The sequence below is a fragment of the Methylobacter arcticus genome (assembly GCF_050917435.1).
Lineage (GTDB): Bacteria > Pseudomonadota > Gammaproteobacteria > Methylococcales > Methylomonadaceae > Methylobacter_A > Methylobacter_A titanis.
In genome coordinates this window covers 357,707-382,512 of sequence record NZ_CP159583.1, presented here as the reverse complement: position 1 = coordinate 382,512, position 24,806 = coordinate 357,707, and the positions used below count along the sequence as shown (strand labels likewise).

Sequence of the window (24,806 nt, the reverse complement as noted above, 5' to 3'; positions counted from 1 at the left end):
TATTGGTAACATCAGTCTTTTTGTGTGTTTTCCTACAACCGAGTGCTTACGCGCTCTGGGTGAATGAAGTACCACCGAACCATTTACCAAAGAAATGCCACAAGAAGTAAATCAAAATACTCACGAAAGCCGAGAAGAACGCTGATACTGGAGCAACGTCTTTACCGAAAGTTCTTAATGTACCTTTTTCAACCATTCTGATGTACTCAGGTGTACCAGTTCTTACGTAGTGGTAACCTTGTAAATCAGCTAGTGTCATCATCATGCCATTATATTCAACAGGAACATGTAATGGAGCAATAATTGGCCAGTTGCCAGGGTAGAATAAAAGACCCCAAGCCATACCGCCCAGTACTGCTGTTACTGTCATACTACCTGACAGCATCAACACAACGTCAAGTACAATTGCACCTGGCATCAAGTTTGATGGGAAGCAGAAATTTACTGGGAAGTAAGTCCAACCCCAGAAATTCAAATATCTGTTAACCCACTCACCTAAGAGCAGACCTAAGATACACATTACCGCACCGAAAGGCAAACGGTAACGCCACCACATCACAGCTTGAACAGCTGCTGGGAAAGTAATTGAAACGATTGGCGCTACGGTTACCCATAGACGCCTATCTTTCCAGTCAGTCCAGAAATCCCAGTCACCACCGGTTAACATATAGTGAATGTGATAACCACCAAGTACAACGAAGAACAATGTAAACAGAATTAGCCAGTCGAACGTGCGTGAAACTTTTACGGCTTCAGCGCGTGAACGTACAGCTGATTGAGATGCGCTCATTAGCTTACCTCCTAAAGGATTTAAATTATTTTTATTAATGACTATCTTCAGCCTTAGCTGTTTCGCCCTGAAAAAAAGCGAAACAGCCGGAGGGAGATAGTAATTACAGCCAAAGACTTATATTAAGCTAAGTCTTTTTTCAGAAGTTTAGCAATCGCTGCAACTTCTGTGTTCACAACACCCATTACACCTAAAGCTGCCCATCCGAAGAATACGAAGCCATAATGTAAAGGAGCAACAAACAACTCTTCCATAAACCAGAAAGTATGACCCCACTCATTCAAACCAACATTTGGCAGAATCATGAAAGGACCAAGTATTGCAACCATATACTGAAGATGCAGACCTTGCTGGTAAGTAGGAAGTCTTGTTTTTGCATATAAGAAACAAGCGCCACCAGTAATGATGTATATAGGATAGCTCAAGTAGAATTCGATGATGTGACTTGGTGTAAAGTCAGTATCACGAACGATAGTTTGATGCCATGTTCCATCTTGCTCTGTAAAGTAGCTAGCGCCGTAATAAATAGCGATGCCATACATTACCAACCAAGTCCAATGAGTCATGTGTCTTCTTAACTCTTCTCTTGGTGTGATTGACATTACTTTACGATCACGGCTTTTCCACAAGTAACCCCACAAAAGACCTGCGGTTATTACTTCCAAAACAAACTCGATATAAAGAAAGTTCATCCAATATGTTTCGAATTCAGGTGCAAATGAATCTAGACCAGCTGACCAGCCATAGACTCCTTCATACCAACGAACCCAACCATAGAACACTACATACAGCGTTGCTCCAAGGAACATATTTCTTTTATTTAAAAGCGGTGCTTCCGCAGCATCAGCTCGCACTGATTCAGTTGTAGCTGCCATTTCTACCTCCTAAAATTATAAAATCCCCAGCTGGTTATGGCCAAGGGCTATAGTTACAACTCCATTTTCTCACCCGTACTTAAAAAACTTAAGTACCAAGCAACACCAAGTCAATTTAGTGAGCTGTCAGTCTACCAGTTCGATTAGCCTTGTCAAGTCAAAAACTAGCACTCAATACATTTCCTTGAACCCAAGCTTTACCTGCTAAATTCCTATACACTTAAGACACTGATTCCTGTTAAAATTAATACTAATTAATCCAACTTAGCTAACTTACATCCCATGAAGAAATACTCCATCTTAATTTTTATCGTCAGCTTGGTAGCTCTAATTTTATTTCAACATAAAGTCATCATGCCTTTCGTTTACAAGGTAATTCAATCCGATTTATTCCTTGTTGACAGTAAAGATCAAGGAAGCCAATTACCCATATCCACTCCGCTATCAGAGATCGCTTTTATGCATTGTAATAATTATATCAAGTCTACGCTTGGATCCGATGTATCTGTAAGTTTTGCCGATAAGCCTCTTAATGCATGGAGTCTAGGGAACTACCAATATGTTATTAATGCCGAGATTGATATCACTAGCACCACTGCAAGCACAATCACTAAAAAATATGCCTGCCGCATTAACTATAAAAACGGCGACAACGACGAAGGCTCCCTTGATTTTGCCAACTGGTCCATTGAAGGATTGTCTGGCCTGGATTCTATTTAGAAAACATAGCGAAGCGGCCTTAGCTGCCTAACAACTTAGGCGGCATCGTCCAAAGCAAGTATTCATAAAACAAAAAGCCAGTACAACATGTTGTACTGGCTTTTTGTTTTATGAATACTGTGCAAAATAAAAACGCTTAACGCATTTCTTTACTTACTCACGCAACCCCATTTTATTCGCTATATTTTTTACGCTTAACTAACGTTCTTGTGGTTATGCCGGGATCAACTATCCAAGCAAATACCCACAAAAATTTATTTTCCGTATCTTTTACGAAATTTATCAACACGACCTGCCGTATCAACAACACGCTGTTTTCCTGTATAAAAAGGATGGCATGCAGAACAAACCTCAACCTGCAAATCCTTACCCAATACAGAACCTGTCTCAAATTTATTACCGCAACCGCAGGTCACAGTAATTTGCTTATATTCTGGATGAATTTCTGGTTTCATATCACTTTCACATTACCCGAAACGGGCTACATACTTTATTAAAGAACCCCGTATAATACGTATTTCATTAAAAGTTCGCAACTCAATTTATATTTGCGCGCATTATTACTTTAAATACAAAGGCCATTCGCTCCGTAGAACGCAAAGATTTCTTCACTTGAATGCAGCAACAAAATGCTGACATTATTTGCATACAAGAAACAAAAGTTCAACTGCATCAACTTAGTTCTGATCTCTTCAGTCCCACGAACTATTACCGTTTTTTACCATGACGCAGAAAAAAGACTATAGCGAAGTAGCGTTATATTGCAAAAACATTAGCGGCATAGGCTGACAATATGTCGACGTAAAGGATCATCGCTTTATTGAGCCTCAATTTGGCAATTTAAGCATTATCTCGCTTTATTTACCTTCCGACTCATCTGGAGATGAACGATAAGCCTTCAAGTTTAGATTCATGGAGAAGTTCACTTCTTATTTATAAGAATGCTTACAAAATGGCCGTAACTATATAATATAATGGCTATTGAAACATTGCCCACAAAGAAATTGACTTAAAAAACTGGCGTGGAAACCGAAGGGACTCGGAATTTTTACCTGCAGAAAGAGTGCGACTGGATCAATTATTTACAGATGATTATTAAAGTAACGCGCTCAGACTTAATTAATCAACCAGCCAAAAATACTCTTAGTGGTCGAACAGAGACCCGCCTTGGGCAAAAAACGTCAGTTGGCGCATTGCTTACCAAATAATCAGCAAGACCCTTAAAGATAAAATAACAGCAGTATCCATCTACAAAGATGAGCGTTTTTCCGATTACGCTCCGCTTATTCTGGATTATAATTATTTGCTTTAACCCGACCTTGATAGCGCATCAATAAAAGCACCAGCACTATTGCCGGCAACCCAACTGTTGACGCATAAATAAAAAAAACAGTGTAGCCGTAACTATCTACAACCACCCCGGAAAACCCCCCCAATAACTGAGCAGGTAAAGTCATTAACGAACTGAATAGCGCATATTGCGTTGCGGTATAGGCAGTATTGGTTAAACTGGACAGATAGGCAATGAATACTGATGTCGCAATACCACCACTTAAATTATCTGCGCTTATAACGCCGGACAGCAATACAAGACTGGGTTCACTGACTGCCAAAACGGCAAATAGCAGATTGGTACCCGCCACCATTACCGCCCCAAGCAGTAGAGGCCGCATAATTCCGTACCTAACAACCAGTACCCCTCCCACTGCTGCACCAACAATAGTCATGAAAAAGCCAAAGATCTTACTAATATCGGCAATATCTTTTTTGCTAAATCCCAAATCAAGATAAAATGGATTCGCCATAACCCCCATGGTGATATCGCTCATTTTATAAACGGCAATAAGCATCAAAATCAATAAGCCAACTTTACCATTGCGATTAAAAAACTCTACAAACGGACTCAATACTGCGCCCATAAAGCCCGTCAAAAATCGTTGCCAAATATTTTGCCCCTTAACAGCTGCATTCTCGCGCAACTTCATCACATCAACAGGCTTATGCTCCGGCTCTTTAAGGCAAAGTGTCGCTATCAGCCCTACAACCATAAACGACGCCATCACAAAATAAGCCACTTTCCAACTGGCATAATCCGCGATATAAAAAGCACCCGCTCCCGCCATCAATAAAGCAATCCGGTACCCCAGTACATAAGTTGCTGCCATAGCGCCCTGATATTCAGGGCTTACAGATTCAATTCGATAAGCATCGATAACAACGTCCTGGGTAGCCGAACAAAATGCCACCCAAACAGATAACAGGGCAATCTGTTGCAATTGAGTATGTGAATCCGAACTTCCCATACCCATCAGACCGACAACAATCCCCAACTGCGCGAGCAACATCCAGCTACGTCTTTTCCCCATCCATTTAGTTAGCAATGGCAACGGCAGCCTGTCAATAACCGGAGCCCAGAAAACCTTTATTGAATAAGTAACCCCGACCCAGCTAAAAAAGCCTATAACTGATCGCTCCACACCCTCATCCCTTAACCAGGCTGATAATGTCGAAAAAACCAATAAAAAAGGAAGACCGGCGGAAAAACCAAGAAAGATCATGCTCCGCACTCGCGGCTGAGCATAGATTGAAAAGGCTGACCGCCATCTTTTATCGCTAGCCATCGGCCTTCCCTGAAAAACGCACAAATATCTCACCTAAAGCGCCTGCTTTTGATGCGACTGTATGCGAGCCGACTACATCCCTGTGGATTATGCCGAAGGCACAATCCCAAGAACAAGAAAGACTCAGTCGTAACTGAAACAGCGATGTAACTGCGAACACCGCACAGAAAGTGCGGTGCATAGTCAAATTATCAACCATTAACCAGATAATGAGTAAGAATACTGGCGGCATAACCAGCGGCAATTGCAGGCGTCCATTTTAAATGGCTGAAAAATGTATATTTATGGTCAGACTGCCCCATTAATGCCACACCGGCAGCCGAACCCACCGACAGCATTGAACCACCAACACCCGCTGTTAACGTCACTAATAACCACTGATATAAATCCATGCCCAGATTCATATTCAGCACGGCAAACATAACAGGAATGTTATCAACAACTGCCGAGATTACACCCACTAAGATATTCGCCGTGGTCGCACCTAAACCGTCATACATCGCACCGGACAGCAGCTCAAGATAGCCGATATAACCTAAACCACCGACCGCAAATACCACACCAAAGAAAAACAACAAGGTGTCCCATTCGGCATGACGTACTTTGTCGAAAATATCGAAATGGTCATCGCCTTCAACGTGAAAAACTGTCTTTAAACGATAGCCGTAAAGCATCAGCACAGAAAGACCGACCATCATGCCCATAAATGGTGGCAGATGCAGTGCTTGTTTAAAACTTACCGCTGTAACGATAGTCAACAAGAACAGCACACAAATTTGAATTGCGCCCGGCTTTAACTGCACCGCAACTTCATTAGAGACTTTAGGCTGCTCATCGGGCACTGCAAAATACATTATCCCTGCAGGTATCGCGTAATTCACAACTGATGGAATAAACAGCTTAAAGAAATCAAAGAACTCGGCATACTCAGCTTGCCACACCATTAGAGTTGTAATATCGCCAAATGGACAGAATGCACCACCCGCATTAGCTGCAACCACCAAATTAACCAAGCCGATACTGATAAACTTCGGATTCTCCGCGCCCACGGCCATGACTACTGCGCCGACTAATAAAGCCGCCGTCAAGTTATCCGCCACCGCAGACAAGAAGAAGGTAATCACACCGGTAATCAAAAACAGCTTTCTATAACCCAGCTGCTTCCTTACTAACCAAGAACGCAAAGCCTCAAACACGTTACGTTCAGCCATTGAATTAATATAAGTCATCGCAACCAGCAGGAATAACATTAACTCCGCATATTCTTTCAAATTGTATTCGAAAGCCTCATGCATATCTTCGACGGAAACACCTGCCTGAGTTGCTAATACTGCAGCATTTGCCCAAATAATACCGGCAGCCAAAATAACCGGCTTAGATTTACTCAGATGAGTAAATTCTTCTGCCATAACGAAGCCATAGGCAATAATAAATATCAGAACTGTATAAATACCCCGTTCCGTTCCCGTCAAACCGAGACTTTCAAAACCGCCTGCCATCGCCATTTCAGGCAACAACAATAGAGACAACAAGACAAACAATGACCGAACCAAAATAACCCCCTTGCTTTTATTCAAAAAAAAATAACCCAGACACCAAAAATTCAGCCGCCAATATTAGCATCATACAATAACCTTTGTCATTTTATGACCTACGGTATATGATTATTAGCCGTAATTACTCGCCTGGACAGACTTTAAGCGCTCATTTATGTATCAGTATAACGACACCGACCAGACACTCGTTGATCAACGGGTAGCCCAATTTAGAAGGCAAACGGAAAGCTTTTTAAAAGGCGACATCTCAGACGACCAATTTCGCGCATTGCGCTTAATGAATGGCGTCTATATTCAAACTCACGCCCCGATGTTGAGAATTGCCGGCCCTTATGGCCTGCTTAACTCCAGACAATTTCGTAAACTGGCCCATATTGCCCGTACCTACGATAAAAACTACTGCCATTTTACAACCCGGCAAAACGTCCAGTTTAACTGGCCTCAACTGGAAAAAATTCCCGATATTCTTGAAGAATTGGCCAGTGTTCAAATGCATGCCATTCAAACCAGCGGCAATTGCCTTAGGAATACCTCATCGGATCATTTGGCCGGTGTTTGTATTGATGAGATTGAAGATCCACGTCCTTATTGCGAAATCATCCGCCAATGGACTACCCTGCATCCTGAGTTCGCCTACTTGCCGCGCAAATTCAAGATTGCCGTCAGCGGCGCCAAGCTTGATCGTGCAGCAACCCAACTTCATGATATCGGTCTGCATCTGGTTAAAAATGATGTCGGCGAAATCGGCTTTAGAGTGCTCGTCGGTGGCGGTTTGGGACGCACCCCGATCATAGGGCAAATCATCAAACCCTATCTGGAAAAGCAACATCTGTTGTCTTATCTGGAAGCCATACTGCGGATTTACAATCTGTTCGGACGCCGTGATAACAAATACAAGGCGCGTATTAAAATTCTGGTCAAAGAATCCGGCCTGGAGAAATTCTCCGAGTTAGTTGAAAAAGAATGGCTGCTAATTCGGGATAACCTGGAGCTAGACTCCAATTATATAACGACTATAAAGGCTCAATTTGCTCCACCTGCCTACGAGACAGATGCCGCACAGGACACCCGCTTTGCACAGCATCAACTCGAAAACCAAACGTTTGCCACCTGGGTTAAATACAATACTGCCGATCACAAAGTACCCGGCTATCGCGCGGTATTCCTATCGCTAAAAGCGCCGGACGCACCTCCAGGCGACATGACCGATACTCAGCTTGACGCTGTCGCAGACCTAGCAGACCTTTACAGCTTTGGTGAAATCAGAAGTACGCACCGACAAAACCTGATTTTTGCCGATGTCAAACAGGCCGATCTATTCGTGTTGTGGCAACAGCTCGACATCTTGAAGCTGGCCACAGCCAATATCGGCACCGCAACCGATATGATTTGTTGTCCCGGCCTCGATTTTTGCTCGCTTGCCAATGCAGGATCTATCGGCATAGCCAAAGAAATCAATGAAGCGCTTGACGATCTGGACTACATTCACGATATAGGCGAGATAAAAATCAACATGTCCGGCTGCATGAACGGTTGCGCACACCAAAGCGTAGGACATATCGGAATACTGGGCGTCGATAAGAAAGGCGCTGAATGGTATCAACTGACCCTGGGCGGCTCCTCGGAAAACGAGGCCGCTATCGGCGAACGCCTTGGACCTGCCGTTGCCAAAGACCAAATCACTCAAGCAATTACTACCATTTTGGATGTTTATATTAAGCAACGTCTGGATGACGAGTCCTTTCTGAACATGGTAAAACGCGTCGGAATCACCCCATTCAAAGAACAAGTCTATGCAAATAATTAAAGACAAACAGATTGTTGACGACAGCTGGCATTATGTTGCCGATGATGCTGAATTAAAAGACGGTGACATCAGTGTTTCATTGTCCCGCTGGAAAAAAGACAAACGACAATTGCTTAAGTCTACTAGCAAGACAGGTGTCAGAATCGGCCCCGCCGATTCTGTTGAAGACATCGCTGCTGATTTAAAAGACATCCCGTTAATCGAGCTGGATTTTCCCGCCTTTGCCGATGGCCGCATTTTTTCTCATGCCTGGCTGCTCAGAGGCCGTTACCACTATCAAGGCGAAATCAGGGCAACCGGTCACTTCATGCCGGATCAGGTGTTTTATTTATCACGGGTCGGCGTTAATGCGTTTAGCCTTGAAAAAACTGAAGACCTGTATGCTGCACTATCTACCTTGAATGACTTTAGCGTCAATTATCAGAAATCGATTCATTAATACGGAGACGGCGTAGGATGGGTAGAGGCAGCAGCCGAAACCCATCATATCCAACACCATCCCATGAGATCGGTTTCGCTACGCTCTACCCATCCGTGCTGTCAATCGAGTTGTTTCAATGTCTTATAGATTAGCTCTTGATTAGTTGCCTTGATTATTTCAAATCGTGCTCCACGGTAGCCAATAATATTGCTTTCCGAGAAGATCATACTTTAAATCCCAAGAAAAGGCGGGGCGCCCCATATCCTCATTAAACTCGCTGTAAAGAATGGAAACCACCTTCTGAGAGATTTCGGTATATACAAGTTCTTTCTTAAAACTAAGGTCGTCTCGCTTTTGGTGGAATGATTTCTTAAACGATCTGCCTAACTATAAGTAAGCACCTTTTTAGGTACATATTCATTTTCAATCCAGGGCGTAAAAGCCACCCGAGAAATCCGTTAGCGATGATGCTATATCGGTTAATTAAGAACAACCTTTCAGGTAAACCTAAACAATAATCTCACCCTAACAAATTTCAACACATAAAAAACCCGAATCCCAGCAACCACCTGTGGCTGCCAAAATCCGGGTTTTGATTAGCGCTATCAGCTAAAGCTTATTTACTCATAATACTGATGCCTTTTAGCAAGGTCAGCGCCTGATATAAAGGATAGTCCGCTTCTAGGCTATCTTTATCACTATCCAGCTTTTTATCCAGCGCCTCCTTATCCTTACCGTTTTGTAAATGATGCGACAAATCCGCTTCCTTGACCGGATTGAACTCGGATTTTTCCAATGTCTCCAGCTTGACTCGAGCCAAAGTGATATCCGGTTCAATACCTTCGGCCTGGATAGATCGCCCTGAAGGCGTATAGTATCTGGCCGTAGTCAATTTAACTGCCGAACCATTGCTGGTTGGTAATATAGTCTGTACCGAACCTTTACCGAACGATTTCTCGCCCATGATGACTGCACGCTTTTGATCCTGCAGAGCTCCGGCTACAATCTCCGAGGCTGATGCAGATCCGGCATTAATCAACACGACCATCGGCGCACCCTCTATAAGATCACCCGGAGCGGCATTAAAGCGCATTTCCGAATTTTCAATACGGCCCTCGGTGTAAACAATGAGACCGCTCTTTATGAAGGCGTCACTCACCTCAACTGCCGCATTCAACACCCCGCCTGGATTGTTTCTTAAATCCAGCACCAAGCCTTTTAGATTGCCCGTATTTTCCTTTTTCAGTGAAGTTAGGGCTTCCTTAAGGTTGTCACCCGTTCCAGATTGAAAGCTACTAATACGTACATAGCCATAACCTTTTTCGAGCATTCGACTTTTTACACTTTTAACTTTTATGATGTCCCGAGTTATAGTGATTTTTAACGGAGCGCCTTCCCCCTCACGAATCACCGTGAGTAAAATCTTACTACCTGGCTCGCCACGCATAAGCTTGACAGCATCACCCAAGGCCATGCCTTTTACCGGCTGATCATCAAGCCTGACAATCAGATCTCCAGTTTTAATGCCTGCTCTCTGCGCCGGGGTATCATCAATAGGGGAAACTACCTTAACAAGGCCGTTTTCCATGGTAACTTCGATACCTAAACCGCCGAATCGTCCTGTTGTGCCTTCTTTTAATTGTTCATATTCATCGGCAACCAAGTAAGCAGAATGGGGATCGAGTCCGCTTAACATACCGCGAATAGCATCTTCCAATAATTTTTTATCCGAAATGGGCTCGACATAATCCCGTTTAATTCGGCCAAAAATTTCTGTGAAGGCGCGCAATTCCTCATAAGGCAGGACCTCTGTATCCGGTACAGGCCCAACAGGCTCCTGCTCCGCAAAGACGCTAGCGCAGATGCCCATAAAAACACCCAACATAATCCCTAAGGACAAAATGAAAATATTTTTCTTTTTTAACATGTACCTTATAACTCCAAACGCTTGATTTCCAAAAATAGGCTCATACACTGCTAACTAACTTGATCCCCGATTACTTTCGGCACCACTCAAGCGGATCAACGGGCTTACCTTTGCTGCGTATTCCAAAATATAACCCGGAATGGCTACGACCACCACTTTGTCCAACAGAAGCAATGACCTCGCCAACATCCACCCATTCACCAACCTGTCGATATAAACTCTGATTAAACGCATAAAGAGTCATGAAGCCGTTACCGTGATCCATAATAATCAACAAACCGTAACCGCGCAGCCAATCAGAAAACACCACTTTTCCTCTGGTAATTGCCCGAATCTCGGTTCCCTCACGGGCATCAATTAATACTCCATCCCAAATTGTCTGAGTGCTCTCTGCTCGAATACTACCGAACTTATTAGTCAATCGCCCCTTGACAGGCCAAGGCAGTTGTCCCTTAAGCGTAGAAAAATCGCCCTTAAGTTTAGAAAAATCATCCCCGGAATTCGGCAAAATTTTGGCAGGTTCGGACGAAACCTCATCAGACTGATGCGCTTTTTTTGTTTGCTCAATCTCAACAGCAAGATCGCTGGTCGATCTCTGTAATGAAGATACCAGATTTTTCAGCTTATTCTCACTTTCTTTCAAGTGAATGATTTGTTGCTCATTTGAAGAAAAATCTTTTTTTAATTGCATTAATAACCCAGACCTTCGTTGCCTAACACGGTCTATGGCTATCTGCTCTGTTTTTTTACGCTCGAGATCTTTCTCTAAAAGTTCGGTTTCAAGCTGTTGTTGCTTATTCAACCTTTCCAGATGCTGCATAGACTCCGAAATGACAGCCAGTTTTGTCAGACGAGCCTTATTAAGATAATCGTAATACACCAACATTCGACTGGATAATGCAGGATCTTGCTGATTAAGCAACAGCTTCAACTTTTCCTTTTTCCCCATTGCATAGGCCGCTTTTATTTGCCCCGCCAATTCTTTATTTTGCCTAACGACTTCAATCTTAGAATCATGTATTTCTTGCTGAATTTTATTCAAATTCTGGCGCTTTTGTTCAACCTGTTGTTGCAATGTCCTTAATAAAACGGCTGTCCTTCCATAGAGCGTTTCAACTTCACCCAACTGCGTGTTTAACGTATTCTTTTGCAATTGAATACGCTGCCTATTTTCGCTCGCCGCTTCAATACCCGACTGAACTTGATTGAGTTCCTCGTTGGTTATCGAGACTTCTGTATTGCCCTCACGGACAAATGCACTCAATAAAAAACAACAAATTAATCTCTTTCTCATCCACAGATTAAGCAATCTTGATAAGTGATCGACCCGTCATTTCAACAGGTTGCTCAAGCCCTAGCATTGCCAGAATTGTTGGCGCTAAATCCGACAAACTACCACCGGAGTCTAATGACTGATCACCACCGACATAAACCAAAGGTACTGGATTTATAGTATGAGCCGTGTACGGCTGCCCGCTGTTTTTATCCACCATTTGCTCGATATTACCATGATCGGCAGTTATCAACATTTGCCCGTCCACCGATTTTAAAGCATCAACTACGCGTTGTAATGAAGCGTCGACCGCTTCCACAGCTAAAATTGCCGCATCAATTATGCCGGTATGCCCGACCATGTCGCAATTAGCATAGTTACAGATAATGACATCATATTTACCGCCAGTTATGGCATTGACCAAATTATCCGTAACCTCTGCCGCATTCATTTCCGGCTGCAAATCATAAGTTCTGACCTGGGGTGACGGCACCAATATCCGGTCTTCTCCTGGAAAAGCAGCATCTATACCGCCATTAAGAAAAAACGTCACATGGGCATATTTTTCAGTTTCTGCCAGTCGCAATTGAGTCATACCCAACTTGGAGAGATATTCGCCTAGACAATTTTTTATGTCAGTCGGCGGATAGGCCACGTCATAATCAAAATCCTGCTGATATTCCGTTAACGTACAATAATAACCTGTGTGAGGCGCACGGTTTCTATCGAATGCGTCGAATGTTGTTGCCGTTAATGCCAGAGAAATCTCGCGGGCACGGTCAGCGCGAAAATTCATAAACACCACCGAGTCTTCGGGGTCAAGAGCGATCGACTGATGCTCGGCATCCACAATAGCCGTCGGCAAAACGAATTCATCCGTTTCACCTCGGTCATAAGCTGCTGCCAAACCCTGTAGCGCAGAATCAGCACTAAACTCAGCCTCACCTTTTGCAATCAAGTCATAAGCCAGCTTTACCCGGTCCCAACGATTATCCCTGTCCATTGCGTAGAAACGCCCAACAATTGAGGCGATACGACCCACACCCAGCGCCGCAAATTTTGCCTGCAGTAATTCAAGAGATGCCATTGCGCTTTTGGGCGGAACATCCCGTCCGTCCAGAAAAGCATGCAAATAAATTTTATCGAGGCCCCGTTTGGCGGCTAACTCGACCATCGCTGCAATCTGTTCTTCATGACTATGTACACCGCCAGGCGATAACAATCCCATGATATGCAGGGCTTTATTTTTTTCTTTGGCAATATCCACGGCTCGACAAAGAACCGGATTAGAATAAAAACTACCGTCAATTATTGCGTCATTGACCTTAGAAAAGTCCTGAGGAACGTAACGACCCGTGCCTATATGAACATGTCCCACTTCTGAATTACCCATTTGTCCGCTAGGCAATCCTACGACGGCACCGGAACAACTGAGCAGAGTCATTGGGCAGTCTTTCTGCAACTGATCCCAACAAGGTGTGTTAGCCATTGCAATGGCATTATTTTCTTTGTCCAACGAGTAACCGAACCCGTCAAGGATCAGTAATACCACCGGTTTTGGCCGCTTAAACATGTTTATCTTTATCTCCCGATACTAAAAAAAATCTGCATCACCACTTCACATACAAAATAAATCACTTTGTACACCATTTGATTCTTCATTACCCAAAATGGTCGTAGTGATGTATTATTTTGCCAGATTCACTGGTTTTTTGTATTTTGGCAACATGCCAGCTGCCCAATCAAGTAGGCATTATATTAATACACGTTGTGTATAGTTGTGTATAAATAATTCTTCACGGGTTGTTTTTAATCAAATTCAACAAACTAGAAGCATTAAGCAGACCAATGAAAATTAAACACCCGTACACAAGCACAGATGATGCCAATATAGCTATAGCGGCTCACTGCTTAAAAGCAATGTCACACCCATTGCGCTTAAAAATATTGTGCATTCTGGGCAATGATGCAATCTGCGTACAACAAATTGTCGAACAAGTTGGTACCAGCCAGAGCAACATTTCCCAGCACCTGGCCATACTCAGAAAAAAAAACATTCTCGGCTCTAAAAAAAAGGCCAACCGTGTTTATTACTTTATTGACGATGCTCGGATGCTGCTGCTGATTAAAATGATGCAGGATGTTTTTTGCTCCAACAACTAATTTATTTTTCTCCATTCACTTAACTTAACTTAACAAATCTATCCATGGACCGTTATCTAGAATTCATTTTAAATCACTACATATTATCTCTCGCTTTGGCAGTCGTTACTTATTTACTCATCCAGGAATTATTCGATACCGCATTCAAAAAATTTGGTGCCGTATCGCCATTACTCGCTGTTGCCAAAATGAACGACACCGACACCCTTGTTATCGACGTACGCGAACCGGAAGAGTTTCTTAAAAGTCATATTGAAAACTCGATCAACACCCCACTGGGTAACTTATCCACCCATCTGCCAAAATTGGAAATTCACAAAAATAAACCCGTCCTTATTGCCTGCCAAACCGGAACGCGCTCTGCCTCAGCCGGAAAAATATTGACTAAAGCAGGATTCGAGCAGGTTTTCGTTATTACCGGCGGCATGCAAGCCTGGGAAAAGGACTATAAATTACCCATCAAATCAACGGGCAAGCACAAAAGCTAAATCAGTGTTCCGAGTAGACCTCACATTCATTAATCCCTAACCTTAGAAATTCATCATGAGCGAAAAAAACAACGAAGTAGAAAAACAATTTTCTATCCAAAAAATTTATACTAAAGACATGTCTTTTGAAACCCCCAACTCGCCCAAAGTTTTTACCGAAAAATGGGAACCTGCGGTCGACTTTAATCTGGGCACCCATGTTTTGCCCTTAGAAAATTCAATGTACGAAGTTGCCCTCACAGTGACCATCACCGTAAAAAATGGCGACGCAACAGCCTATCTTGTTGAAGTCAATCAGGCAGGTATTTTTTCTTTAAGCGGTTTTACCGATGCAGAAATGGGGCCAATGATTGGCAGCTTTTGTCCCAATATTTTATTTCCCTACGCAAGAGAAGCTATTTCCGACCTCGTCACCAAAGGCGGCTTTCCGCAGATGCTATTAGCCCCGGTAAACTTTGATGCCTTATACTCACAACAATTGCAACAAGCGCCCGGTTCTGACGCTATCAATTAAACTGTCCTGAGCATGTCGAAAAATTCGCTTGATGAATAAAAAAATAGCCGTTCTGGGTTCAGGTTCATGGGGAACGGCTCTGGCAATTCTGGCAGCTAGAAATGGTTGCCGGACGCTGTTATGGGGTCATAATCCGGAACACATAGCCTTGCTTGCACAAGATCGCCAAAACCAACGTTACTTACCCGGCTTGGTTTTCCCTGAAAACCTCAGCGTCACGTCAGACTTGGCTGAGGCTGCCGCTTTTTCCAGCCTAATACTGGTTTCCGTACCCAGTAATGCCTTTAAAGATACCTTGCTTAAATTCAAGGCACATTTAACTCATGAGGTACAAATAGCTTGGGCAACCAAAGGCTTTAATCCTGATGATGGCTGCCTGCTACACGAAGTCGTCGCCGACATTTTTTCTGCACAAACCCCAGCGGCCTTGCTTTCAGGCCCCAGTTTTGCAAAAGAAGTAGCGGCAGATCTACCGACAGCCATCACTATTGCATCGTCCCAACCGGATTTTGCCAACCATTTAGCCGACATCCTTCATAGTGAGCGCTTTCGAACCTATACCAACTCAGATTTGATTGGCGTAGAAGTCGGCGGTGCAGTAAAAAACGTCATGGCGATAGCCGCCGGTATTGCCGACGGTCTCGGCTTTGGTGCCAACACCCGGGCGGCGTTAATTACCCGCGGGCTAAACGAAATCATTCGTCTGGGCGTTAAACTCGGGGGCAAACAGGAAACCTTTATGGGTTTGGCAGGCCTAGGCGATCTGATCCTAACCTGTACCGACAACCAATCCAGAAACCGACGTTTTGGTTTGGCTTTGGGACAAGGCAAAAACACCCTAGCCGCTGCACAGGAAATCGGCCAGGAAATAGAAGGCATTTCAGCCGCAAAAGAGACCTATTTACTCGCTAAAAAATACGGCGTAGACATGCCTATTACCGAACAAACCTACAAGGTTTTATATGAAGGCTTAGCCCCGCTGGCGGCTGTGCAAAATTTATTGGCCCGCGAACAAAAAGCCGAGTCGTAGCAGCACCGATGACACAACTGTATACAGGCGAAGGGTCACAGCCATTAAGGCATGATTGATTGTGGGGGCGACTAAAATCGCCGCCACAATCAATCATTATTTTATCGCCGCCCCCGCAAAACCCAACTGCCGCCAAGCCTCGTACAGCACAATAGAAACGGTATTGGACAAATTCAAACTCCGGCTTTCCGCCTGCATCGGCAAATATAAACAGCGTTCGACACCCAAATCTGCCAACACGTCAGCAGGCAAGCCGCGCGTTTCGGGACCGAACAACAAAGCATCCTCCGCTTGAAAACTGACCTCACTGTATATTTGCGTACCTTTGGTCGTCAGTGCAAAAATCCGTCCCGGCTTAACACTATCGACAAATTCAGCCAATGAATCGTGCTCTTTAACCGCCACCCATTCATGGTAATCCAGACCTGCCCTGCGCAATTTTTTGTCGTCCAACTCAAAACCCAGGGGCTTGATCAAATGCAACTGCACGCCGGTATTTGCGCAAAGCCGGATAATATTGCCGGTGTTAGCGGGAATTTCCGGCTCAAACAAAACAATATGAAACACGCTTAAAACGAGTTATCGATACTGACCGGCTTCAGCTTCCAGATCTCATCGTTGTATTCGGTGATGGTTCTGTCGGTAGAAAATTTACCGCTATTGGCGCAGTTTACAATGCTCATTTTGGTCCAGTTTTCCTGATCCTGATAAGCCGCTTCTACCCGTTTTTGTGCATCGATGAAACTGCGGAAATCCGCTGCCGTCATCCAGGGATCATGCGGGCTTTTTATCGACGCTAATATATCGTCGAAAAGCCCCGGTTCGAATTGATTAAAATGCCCGCATTCAAGCAGTTTAATCACTCTTTGCAAATCCTCATCCTGATTGATGATCGCAACAGGATCATAGTGCTGACTCATGGCTTCAACCTGCTCTTCGGTCAAGCCGAACAGAAAGAAATTATCGTCCCCGACTTCTTCGAGAATTTCAATATTGGCGCCATCCAGGGTACCGATAGTCAACGCGCCGTTCATCATAAACTTCATATTGCCGGTGCCCGACGCTTCCTTGCCGGCCGTTGAAATTTGCTCGGAAAGATCGGCGCCCGGACAGATTTTTTCCATCGCGGAAACCCGGTAATTAGGCAGGAAAACCAGCTTTAATCTTTTGCCCACATCAGGATCGGCATTAACAACAGTCGAAACATTATTGATCAGCTTGATGATCTTTTTCGCCATATAATAGCCCGGCGCAGCTTTGCCGCCTATCAATACGCAACGGTCCGTCCAGTTCGACGTATCACCTCGCTTAATACGGTCATACAGATGAATCACATGCAACACATTCAACAATTGCCGTTTATATTCATGAACGCGCTTAACCTGCACATCAAAAATAGCGTCCACATTAAAATCGACATCATGCTCAAGCTTCTTGAAATCAATCAATTTTTGCTTTGCACTTTGCTTGATTTCACGCCAGCGCTTGCGAAATTCCTTGTCTTCGGCAAAAGGTTCAAGCTTCTTTAATAACGATAACTCGGTCAGCCAGCCATCGCCTATGGTCGTCGTAATCAGCTCGGCTAGTTCGGGATTGCATGCTGCCAGCCAACGACGCGGAGTAACACCATTGGTTTTATTATTGAATTTTTCCGGCCAAAATTCATAAAAATCCCGGAATAAACCTTGCTGCAATAATTTCGAATGCAATGCGGCAACGCCATTAACCGAATAGCTGCCGACGATAGCCAGATAGGCCATTCTGACGTGTTGCTCGCCGCCTTCTTCAATAATAGACATACGCGCTAAACGCTCGACATCACCCGGCCAATGCGCCGAGACTTCGGCCATAAAATGGGCGTTAATATCGAAGATGATCTCCATCAGCCTCGGCAACATCTGCTTGAACAGGTTAACCGACCACCTTTCAAGCGCCTCAGGCAATAAGGTGTGATTGGTATAGGCCATAGTTTTACGGGTAATAGCCCAGGCATCATTCCAGGTTAAACCATGGACATCCAACAGCAGGCGCATTAATTCGGCAACCGCTATGCTCGGATGAGTGTCGTTTAATTGAAAAGTATTTTTCGCCGCAAACTCGGAAAAATTACTCCCGTGACGACCCACCCAGGTAGCGATCACATCCTGCAAACTGGCAGAAGCAAGCAGATATTGCTGGCGCAAGCGTAATGCCTTACCGTTTTCGTTGGCGTCATTCGGGTACAGCACCATCGTTATATTTTCGGCAGTATTTTTTGCCGCGACCGATTCTGCGTAATCACCGGCATTAAATTCCTGCAAATTGAATTCTTCAGTCGCCGTGGCTTTCCATAAACGCAAGGTGTTTACCGTGCCGTTCTGGTAGCCGGGAATCGGCGTATCGTAAGGAACCGCATGGATATCTTGCGTATCGACCCAACTGGTTCGCTTCTTGCCGAACTCATCAATATGGGTCTCGGTACGCCCGCCAAATTTAATCCTGAACGTGTATTCGGGACGTTCAATTTCCCAGACATTGCCGTTACGCAGCCAATGATCCGGTTTTTCGATCTGCTCGCCATTCACTATATCCTGCGAAAACATCCCGTATTCATAACGCAAGCCATAGCCAGTCACCGGCAACTTCAAGGTTGCGCAACTATCGATAAAACAGGCCGCTAAACGGCCTAAACCGCCATTGCCTAAACCGGCATCCGGCTCGCTTTCAGCCAACTCTTCAATCTCTAGGCCCAAATCATACATGGCCTGTTCAACCGCCTCGGTAATGCCCAGATTCAGCATCGCATTACTTAAGGTGCGGCCCATTAAAAATTCCATCGACAGGTAATAGGCCCGCTTGCAATCCGTATCTTTATAAGTATTGTAAGTTCTTTTCCAACGCTCTATGAGTCGGTCACTGATAGCCATCGACAACGCTTCATAAGCATAATGGGGCGACCTACAGTTTTCATCACGTCCCAGACGGTGACTATAATAACGTTTGAAATCGGCCACAAAGTCTTGCTCAGACATGCCCAAATTAGGAAGTATGGTAATGGTGGATTTTGGTTTACTGGTTTTAAAACATCTATACGGCATATTTTTCCGCTACAAAGTTAACATTAGGTTGATAGTAACTATTTTTTGTTATTTGAACAAAGATATTCTTTTGTCTGTTGTCCCCTTACTTTTTGCCCAACACTAAAAACGCTATCGCAGGGCTTTTTCCCAGCGGCTTACCAGTGCGGCGGCTATGCTGTTGCCGAACACGTTGGTTGCGCTACGGCCCATATCCAGAACCTGATCGACGGCCAGCAGCAACAGCAAACCGGCCTCGGGGATATGGAACATCGACAGCGTGGCCGCAATGACGATCAACGAAGCGCGGGGCACTCCGGCCACGCCCTTGCTGGTGAACAGCAGCGTCAGCAGCATGATCAGCTGATCGCCCAGCGCCATGTCGATGCCGTAGGCCTGGGCGATAAACAGCACCGCAAAGGTCATGTACATCATGCTGCCGTCGAGATTGAACGAATAACCCAAGGGCAGCACCAAGCCGCAGACTTTCTCGTCGCAACCGAAGCGCTCGAGTTGCTGCAACAGTTTCGGGTAAGCGCTCTCGCTGCTGGCGGTGCCGAAAGCCAGCAGCATCGGTTCGCGGATATGACGAATCAGGGACAGGATTCTGTGTCCCAAAAACAGGAAGCCGATGCAGCCCAGCGCAGCGCACAGCAGCAGCAAGCCTAAATAAAACTCGCCGATAAATTGGCCGTAAGACAACAACACACCAATGCCGTTTTGCGCGATGACCGAGGCCACCGCCGAAAATACCGCAACCGGCGCAGTGTGCATCACGTAACCGGTGACTTTCAACATGATGTGCGTTAACGAATCGAGCAACTTGACGGTCGGGTGAGCCAATTCGCCCAGCGAGGCGCAGGCCACGCCAAAGAACATCGAAAACACCACGATCTGCAAAATTTCGTTGGCCGCCATGGCTTCGATGATGCTTTTCGGAAACATATGCGAGACAAAATTGCTCAGTGTCGGCGCAGTCTCCGGCAATCCGGTCTTGGCTCCCACCTCAGGCAGCGCCATATGCAAAGAACTGCCCGGTTCAAACACATTCACCAGCAACATACCCAGCAACAGACTGAAAATAGAAGCCGAGAAAAACCACAGCATCGCCTTGATGCCGACCCGCCCGACGGTGTGAATATCGCCCATTTTGGCCATGCCCACCACCAGCGTGGAGAAAACCAGCGGCGCGATGATCATCTTGACCAGTCGCAGGAAAATATCCGTCAGTGCGGCGAAAATCCCGATTACCTGTTTCATGGCTCCAGTTTCGCCCAGCGTCAGGTTAAGCAGCTCACCAACGATGATGCCGAGCACCAGCGCTATAGCGACATAAAGCGTCTGGCGGTTGGGTTGCCGGGTGTGAGTCGTCATAAGCTGCCTTGTTAAAAATAAAATATCACTACGTAGGAGCGGGCCATGCCCGCGACAAATCGCGGGCATGGCCCGCTCCTACGATGCTGTTTACCGGCGCTCTAACAACAGCGCTTAATCCCATTCCACTTTTCATCCTGCCACTGCTTGAAAAAAGCAGCCTTGCTTAAGGCTATATCGGCTTGATGATGCGCTGCATGATGCCGTAAATAACGCTCGTAAGCATCGTCGCCGGAAAGATGACGCACTCCACGCCAAAACGCTTTGATTTTGCTTAACATCAATCCCTCACCCAATCTTCGACCAAGCGGCTCGGGCTGTGTGGCGATTCCGAAAGCGGCAGCACCGGCTTTCCGGTCAGGTAACGACTGCAAACGCGCAACATGTCGAGCACGATCAGCCACAATAAAGCCACAAAAAATAGCGTCAGCCAACCGTCCAGATGCAAATTGAAGATCAAATGCGGTGCAATAGCGGCTTTCTCCGGCGGCAAAACGCCTGCCGCCAGTTTGTCCGCCAAATCGTTGGCCGCCGCAAAGAAACCGATGCGAATATTGTCGCTGGTAATTTTCTCCCAAGCTGCCGCACTGGTAATCGTCACCAGCCACGCTAAAGGCAAACCGGTCACCCAGGCGTATTTGAGTTTGCCCGATTTAACCAAGATACCGGTCGCGACACTCAGCGCAATCGCTGCCAGCATCTGATTGGCAATGCCGAACAGCGGCCACAAAATATTGACCCCGCCGTTCGGGTCGATCACGCCGATATACAGAAAATAACCCCAAGCCGCCGCCACCAGCGCACTGGTCAAAACCACCGACGGCGTCCACGAGGTTTCGCCCATTTTCGGCCAGATATTGCCCAGCATATCCTGCAACATGAAGCGACCGACCCGGGTTCCGGCATCCAGCGTGGTCAGGATAAAAATAGCCTCGAACATGATCGCAAAGTGATACCACAAGGCCAGCATGCTCTCGCCGAACGCACTGCCGAAGATACTCGCCATGCCCACAGCCAGGGACGGTGCGCCGCCGGTACGGGCGAACAAGGTTGCCTCGCCCATTTGATTGGCCAGCAGCTGCATCTGATCAACCGTAACCGGAAAACCCCACGATGAAATCACCGCAACAGCATCGACAGCTTCCTTGCCGACCACGCCTGCCGGGCTGTTAATTGCAAAAAATACGCCGGGATCGAGTACCGTTGCCGCTATCATCGCCATCATCGCGACAAAAGATTCCAGCATCATGCTGCCGTAACCGAGCATAGGGATATCGCGTTCATTGGTCAGTAATTTTGGCGTAGTGCCGGAAGCGATCAGCGCATGAAAGCCGGAAATCGCGCCGCAAGCGATGGTAATAAACATGAACGGGAATAACTTGCCGCCGAAAATAGGCCCGGTGCCGTCGATGAACTGCGTCACTGCGGGCATTTTTACTTCCGGTTGCAACATAATAATCGCCACCGCCAGCAAGGTGATAGTGCCCAATTTAATGTAAGTCGACAGATAATCGCGCGGCGCCAACAACAGCCAAACCGGCATAATGGCGGCCGCAAAACCGTAAGCCATAACCCACCAAGCCAGCGTTAAGCCTTCTTGATCGAACCAGACCCGCAAAGTTTCATTGCTATCAATCCAGCCGCCGCCCACCACCGACAGCAATAATAAAATCACCCCCAAAGCGGAGGCTTCCAGCACCTGACCGGGGCGAAAACTGCGCATGTACAGACCGACGATCATCGCAATCGGAATGGTCGCAGTCACCGTAGCCGTCGCCCACGGACTGTGCTTCATCGCGTTAACCACCACCAGTCCCAGCACCGCAATCAGGATGATCATAATCGCAAAGGTACCGATCAGCGCCGCCGTGCCGCCCAATGCGCCCAGCTCGTCGCGCGCCATCTGCCCCAGGCTTTTGGCATCGCGTCGGGTGGACAAAAACAAGGTCACCATATCCTGCACGCAACCGCCCAATACCGCGCCGAACAAAATCCACAGCGTGCCCGGCAAATAGCCGAACTGCGCAGCCAGCGTCGGCCCCACCAACGGCCCAGGCCCAGCAATCGCCGCAAAATGATGACCGAACACGATCCATTTATTGGTCGGCACAAAATCGCGGCCATTATCCAGCCGCTCGGCCGGAGTCGCCCTCGTTTCGTCAACCGCCAGCACCGTGGCGGCAATCCACGCCGCATAAAAGCGATAGGCAATGGCATATACGCACAGCGCGGCGGTAACAAACCACAGCGCGTTGATGCTCTCGCCGCGATTTAAAGCGATACCGCCGACGGCTGCCGCACCGAGCGCGGCGATCAGTATCCAGACAGCGTTTTTCAGTAATTTATTCATCAGTCATCTTCTGTTTCATTGATGTTCTTGTATCGAGGTTAAGCGGTGGGTCGTTTTTTTGAGAAATAAATGACTTCCGGCAAGTCCTTAAAATGGTCATCCGCCGTTATCAGCGGCACATCAACCAGTCTTGCGGAAGCATAAATAATCGCGTCGGCAAACGATAATCGATATTGCAAGCCAGGTCTGCTGCATACAGAGACAGCCGGGTAGTCAACGGCAAGACCCGACATTGTTCGGTTAAAGCGATAACATTCAAGGCTTCAACCTCGCTTTTTTCCCGCTTTGCCCATTTATACAGTTCAAATTGCAGCGTAGTGGGGATGATCAATTCAGCCGGATCGGCCAGATAGGGCGCAAAGGCATCTGCTAACTGTCCGTCGGTTAACCATTCAATCCAGCCGCAGGTGTCAACCAGACCGGCCATTAGATTCCGTCCTGATGATCCCTGTAATCGTTAGGGTTACTGCCTTTGAAGCTACCCCTGGCGGCTGTTAAAGAGCGAACCGGAACCAGCTCAATAATGTCGCCTTTAGCGATCAGGGTAAACTGTTGCCCCGCTTTCAGGTCAAGTTGATCCCGGATAGCCTTGGGTATTGCCAATTGGAATTTGCTGGATAATTTAGCTGAAATCATACTAACCTTGTGGTGCTGCTATCGATCGAGTGAAAGTAAAATCATAGGGAATACTCCGGCTTGAAGCAAGCATTGGTTTGTTCATTTTTGTACGGAACCAGCAAAAAAAGCCTACCACAAAGCAAATCACTCTGAAAATGTGTTGCTTTATTGAGGGTGATTTGAGGCTAAAAAATGCCTGGTTAGGAAACTAGCAGAGCATTTTATTTGAGGGTATCTAAGGCATATGGAAACGTTACCAGTTGCTTACGGGCATATAGCGGACACCTGGAACGATGGGATGCGAAGGGCGAATTTCAACCCCTATGTGTAGATCCAAACTATGTGAAGTTGCAGTGTCATCTCCTTGGTCGGCCCTTATACTAGAAGCATTGAGCCGACCTAGATCTTCACATAGTTATAGCGATTTAAGGAACTGCATCAGCGCATCATCGGGTGGCTGATAGCGGCATGTTTGTACCTCGGGTTCTTGTAGCCTAGCCAGTGCCTTATCCTTCATAGTCAAGTCCGCCTCGACATAGCGATGCGTAGTGTTTGTACTTTCATGTCCCAACCATAGCGCAATCACGCTAAATGCGACCCCTGCCTGTAGCAGATGCATTGCTGTTGTATGCCTTATTGTATGGGGAGAGATGCTCCGATTGGAAAGGCTACTTTGTACCTGAACCGCCCGGTTCACTGCGATGTTGAGGCGCTGAGTGACGTTGAAACGCGTCATCGCATTACCATCTCTGTTAGGCAATAATGCCGCATCTGCTCCCAATGTTGGATTGAGTCTCAGCCAAAAGCGAATCTCCTGAACCGTACTCTTCCACAAAGGTGTCGATCGTTGTTTGCGCCCCTTGCCGCGTAGATGAACACAGGCTGATTCATCCATAACCACATCACTCACTTTTACGCCGATAATTTCGGAGACACGCGCCCCGGTGTTGTAGAGCATAGTCAACAGCAGATGATCACGCTTAGATGTCCAAGTATTACCGGGTTCCCCCAATACCGCTAGCATCTCATCTCGCGTCAGAAAACCAAGCATCGGTCGTTCGAAACGCTTCATCGGTACACCTAGCGCCTGTTCAATGACGTAGAATGAAGATACATCGCGACGTGCTGCAAATTTCAGGAATGCACGTAACGCCGTTAACCTCAGGTTACGGCTACGGGTCGCTATGTGTAGATTAACATAGTAACCCCTTTGAGACATTCGG

General features: G+C 46.1%; 22 protein-coding genes and 1 pseudogene. 7 read left to right on the top strand and 16 right to left on the bottom strand.

All coding sequences use genetic code 11. The annotated features are described in order from the left end of the window. Positions 1-46 precede the first annotated feature (46 nt). Both amoA and amoC read right to left on the bottom strand, forming a co-directional pair. A complete protein-coding gene (amoA, locus tag ABXJ76_RS01865; RefSeq protein ID WP_340122380.1) occupies positions 47-790 on the bottom strand; it encodes a bacterial ammonia monooxygenase, subunit AmoA in 744 nt (247 codons plus the stop codon). Between the two features lie 122 nt (positions 791-912). Continuing rightward, the gene (gene amoC, locus ABXJ76_RS01860; protein ID WP_340122379.1) at positions 913-1,665 is read right to left on the bottom strand and encodes a bacterial ammonia monooxygenase, subunit AmoC; all 753 of its coding nucleotides are present in this window, start codon (positions 1,663-1,665) and stop codon (positions 913-915) included. A gap of 282 nt (positions 1,666-1,947) precedes the next feature. Here amoC and ABXJ76_RS01855 point away from each other — a divergent pair, with 282 nt between their 5' ends. After that, entirely contained in the window at positions 1,948-2,385 is a 438-nt protein-coding gene (locus ABXJ76_RS01855) for a hypothetical protein (RefSeq protein WP_432743563.1), read from the top strand. Between the two features lie 254 nt (positions 2,386-2,639). On the opposite strand, the gene rpmE is transcribed toward ABXJ76_RS01855, so the two are convergent. The 3 genes from rpmE to nhaD form a co-directional block, all read right to left on the bottom strand. Beyond that, positions 2,640-2,840, bottom strand: coding sequence for a 50S ribosomal protein L31 (gene rpmE, locus ABXJ76_RS01850; RefSeq protein ID WP_432743561.1), 201 nt, complete (start codon positions 2,838-2,840; stop codon positions 2,640-2,642). 828 nt (positions 2,841-3,668) lie between these two features. Further along, positions 3,669-5,006: an AmpG family muropeptide MFS transporter gene (locus ABXJ76_RS01845; RefSeq protein ID WP_432743560.1), complete on the bottom strand. Its 1,338-nt coding sequence runs from the start codon at positions 5,004-5,006 to the stop codon at positions 3,669-3,671. 191 nt (positions 5,007-5,197) lie between these two features. Beyond that, the gene (gene nhaD / locus ABXJ76_RS01840; RefSeq protein ID WP_432743558.1) at positions 5,198-6,505 is read right to left on the bottom strand and encodes a sodium:proton antiporter NhaD; all 1,308 of its coding nucleotides are present in this window, start codon (positions 6,503-6,505) and stop codon (positions 5,198-5,200) included. A 211-nt stretch (positions 6,506-6,716) separates the two neighbouring features. Here nhaD and ABXJ76_RS01835 point away from each other — a divergent pair, with 211 nt between their 5' ends. Both ABXJ76_RS01835 and ABXJ76_RS01830 read left to right on the top strand, forming a co-directional pair. Then, entirely contained in the window at positions 6,717-8,369 is a 1,653-nt protein-coding gene (locus tag ABXJ76_RS01835) for a nitrite/sulfite reductase (protein ID WP_432743556.1), read from the top strand. After that, positions 8,356-8,808 carry a DUF934 domain-containing protein gene (locus ABXJ76_RS01830; protein WP_432743554.1) on the top strand — a complete coding sequence of 151 codons (453 nt, stop codon included), beginning with the start codon at positions 8,356-8,358 and terminating at the stop codon, positions 8,806-8,808. The genes ABXJ76_RS01835 and ABXJ76_RS01830 overlap by 14 nt, the downstream gene beginning before the upstream one ends. Before the next feature lie 598 nt (positions 8,809-9,406). On the opposite strand, the gene ABXJ76_RS01825 is transcribed toward ABXJ76_RS01830, so the two are convergent. The 3 genes from ABXJ76_RS01825 to gpmI form a co-directional block, all read right to left on the bottom strand. After that, complete coding sequence (locus tag ABXJ76_RS01825) at positions 9,407-10,717, bottom strand: S41 family peptidase (RefSeq protein WP_432743552.1); 1,311 nt, start codon at positions 10,715-10,717, stop codon at positions 9,407-9,409. 70 nt (positions 10,718-10,787) lie between these two features. Beyond that, the gene (locus ABXJ76_RS01820) at positions 10,788-11,981 is read right to left on the bottom strand and encodes a murein hydrolase activator EnvC family protein (protein WP_432743550.1); all 1,194 of its coding nucleotides are present in this window, start codon (positions 11,979-11,981) and stop codon (positions 10,788-10,790) included. A 37-nt stretch (positions 11,982-12,018) separates the two neighbouring features. Beyond that, positions 12,019-13,563, bottom strand: coding sequence for a 2,3-bisphosphoglycerate-independent phosphoglycerate mutase (gpmI, locus tag ABXJ76_RS01815; RefSeq protein WP_432743548.1), 1,545 nt, complete (start codon positions 13,561-13,563; stop codon positions 12,019-12,021). Positions 13,564-13,838: 275 nt separating this feature from the next. On the opposite strand from gpmI, the gene ABXJ76_RS01810 reads away from it, so the two are divergent. Genes ABXJ76_RS01810 through ABXJ76_RS01795 form a run of 4 tightly spaced genes read left to right on the top strand, consistent with a single transcriptional unit; the run spans position 13,839 to position 16,185 of the window. Further along, the gene (locus ABXJ76_RS01810) at positions 13,839-14,153 is read left to right on the top strand and encodes an ArsR/SmtB family transcription factor (RefSeq protein WP_432743546.1); all 315 of its coding nucleotides are present in this window, start codon (positions 13,839-13,841) and stop codon (positions 14,151-14,153) included. A 44-nt stretch (positions 14,154-14,197) separates the two neighbouring features. Continuing rightward, the gene (locus ABXJ76_RS01805) at positions 14,198-14,641 is read left to right on the top strand and encodes a rhodanese-like domain-containing protein (protein WP_432743544.1); all 444 of its coding nucleotides are present in this window, start codon (positions 14,198-14,200) and stop codon (positions 14,639-14,641) included. Positions 14,642-14,696: 55 nt separating this feature from the next. After that, the gene (gene secB, locus ABXJ76_RS01800) at positions 14,697-15,155 is read left to right on the top strand and encodes a protein-export chaperone SecB (protein WP_432743542.1); all 459 of its coding nucleotides are present in this window, start codon (positions 14,697-14,699) and stop codon (positions 15,153-15,155) included. A 31-nt stretch (positions 15,156-15,186) separates the two neighbouring features. Then, positions 15,187-16,185 carry an NAD(P)H-dependent glycerol-3-phosphate dehydrogenase gene (locus tag ABXJ76_RS01795; RefSeq protein ID WP_432743540.1) on the top strand — a complete coding sequence of 333 codons (999 nt, stop codon included), beginning with the start codon at positions 15,187-15,189 and terminating at the stop codon, positions 16,183-16,185. Positions 16,186-16,281: 96 nt separating this feature from the next. On the opposite strand, the gene trmL is transcribed toward ABXJ76_RS01795, so the two are convergent. The 8 genes and pseudogenes from trmL to ABXJ76_RS01755 all read right to left on the bottom strand — a co-directional run bounded on the left by trmL (position 16,282) and on the right by ABXJ76_RS01755 (position 24,802). After that, positions 16,282-16,752, bottom strand: a complete 471-nt coding sequence (gene trmL, locus ABXJ76_RS01790; RefSeq protein WP_432743539.1) for a tRNA (uridine(34)/cytosine(34)/5-carboxymethylaminomethyluridine(34)-2'-O)-methyltransferase TrmL — start codon at positions 16,750-16,752, stop codon at positions 16,282-16,284. A 2-nt stretch (positions 16,753-16,754) separates the two neighbouring features. Continuing rightward, positions 16,755-19,262 carry a glycogen/starch/alpha-glucan phosphorylase gene (locus ABXJ76_RS01785; RefSeq protein WP_432743537.1) on the bottom strand — a complete coding sequence of 836 codons (2,508 nt, stop codon included), beginning with the start codon at positions 19,260-19,262 and terminating at the stop codon, positions 16,755-16,757. A gap of 111 nt (positions 19,263-19,373) precedes the next feature. Further along, positions 19,374-20,615 (bottom strand): dicarboxylate/amino acid:cation symporter, encoded by a 1,242-nt coding sequence (locus ABXJ76_RS01780; RefSeq protein ID WP_432743535.1) that lies wholly within the window; start codon positions 20,613-20,615, stop codon positions 19,374-19,376. A 101-nt stretch (positions 20,616-20,716) separates the two neighbouring features. Then, positions 20,717-20,896: a YbdD/YjiX family protein gene (locus ABXJ76_RS01775; RefSeq protein WP_432743533.1), complete on the bottom strand. Its 180-nt coding sequence runs from the start codon at positions 20,894-20,896 to the stop codon at positions 20,717-20,719. Continuing rightward, positions 20,896-22,965 carry a carbon starvation CstA family protein gene (locus tag ABXJ76_RS01770; RefSeq protein ID WP_432743532.1) on the bottom strand — a complete coding sequence of 690 codons (2,070 nt, stop codon included), beginning with the start codon at positions 22,963-22,965 and terminating at the stop codon, positions 20,896-20,898. Before ABXJ76_RS01770 ends, ABXJ76_RS01775 begins: the two co-directional genes overlap by 1 nt. Positions 22,966-23,003: 38 nt before the next feature. After that, positions 23,004-23,392: pseudogene (locus tag ABXJ76_RS01765) on the bottom strand (type II toxin-antitoxin system VapC family toxin). Further along, complete coding sequence (locus ABXJ76_RS01760) at positions 23,392-23,601, bottom strand: AbrB/MazE/SpoVT family DNA-binding domain-containing protein (protein ID WP_432743530.1); 210 nt, start codon at positions 23,599-23,601, stop codon at positions 23,392-23,394. Before ABXJ76_RS01760 ends, ABXJ76_RS01765 begins: the two are co-directional and overlap by 1 nt. Positions 23,602-23,998: 397 nt before the next feature. Next, positions 23,999-24,802, bottom strand: coding sequence for a tyrosine-type recombinase/integrase (locus ABXJ76_RS01755; RefSeq protein WP_432743528.1), 804 nt, complete (start codon positions 24,800-24,802; stop codon positions 23,999-24,001). Between the last annotated feature and the right edge of the window lie 4 nt (positions 24,803-24,806).